At 70.3% G+C, this 704-nt stretch carries 1 protein-coding gene and 1 pseudogene; one reads left to right on the top strand and one right to left on the bottom strand.

Going from position 1 to position 704, the window contains the following annotated elements:
* Positions 1 to 256 (bottom strand): annotated as a pseudogene (locus ACOADB_RS07100) (hypothetical protein); the annotation flags it as partial.
* A 154-nt stretch (positions 257 to 410) separates the two neighbouring features.
* Here ACOADB_RS07100 and ACOADB_RS07105 point away from each other — a divergent pair.
* Positions 411 to 656 carry a hypothetical protein gene (locus ACOADB_RS07105; protein ID WP_378597265.1) on the top strand — a complete coding sequence of 82 codons (246 nt, stop codon included), beginning with the start codon at positions 411 to 413 and terminating at the stop codon, positions 654 to 656.
* Positions 657 to 704: the final 48 nt, after the last annotated feature.

The following is a 704-nucleotide window of genomic DNA, read 5'->3' on the forward strand; positions in this document are numbered from 1 at the left end:
GGGGACGGGCGACGTTCCGGCGTGGTGCGAGCGCGGCGAGCGACCGGGCGTGCTCGGCGACGTCGATCTCACCGCGCGCGAGGCGCTCGTCGAGGATCCGTCGCGGGTCCGACTCGCGATCCGACACCTGAACGGAATCGCGCAACCACCGCACCGCAAGGACCACGCCGACGGCGAGGAGGCCCCAGAACAGGACCATCATCACCAGCATCGCCGGCCAGTTGCTGACATCGTCGTACCGGTCGTTCCACATCATCGTCCTGCTCCTCTCAAATGGCGCCGCTCCAGGTCCCATCGTCCGGCGACCGGACCGGTCGCGGCAGGGCCGTAGCGCCTGTCGCTTCGGGACCTTCGCCCCTGCTCGGGCCCACCCGGAGTCGACAGAGTGGTGCGGGAAGGAGGACACAGCGATGGACGCCACAGGACACCGCCGCCAGGCCCGACAGGACCTCGCGGATCGACTGATCGCCGAGTACACCGGAGCCCTGCCCGCAGGTCAGGTGCTGGCCACGGTCCTGCGCACCGACCGGTTGCTCGCCCTGCACCACACCGCTCCAGAGGACCGGATGGAGCTGTGTGAGGAGCTGGTCCGCCACCGCCTCGTCGACCGCACCGCCCGCGCTCACCTGCCGCGACCGGCGCTCGTCGCCACCTGACCCGACCACCCGTCCACACCACGTCCCGAAGGAAACCCATGAAAGCCG

It is taken from the genome of Nocardioides sp. CPCC 206348, assembly GCF_048654705.1.
Lineage (GTDB): Bacteria > Actinomycetota > Actinomycetes > Propionibacteriales > Nocardioidaceae > Nocardioides.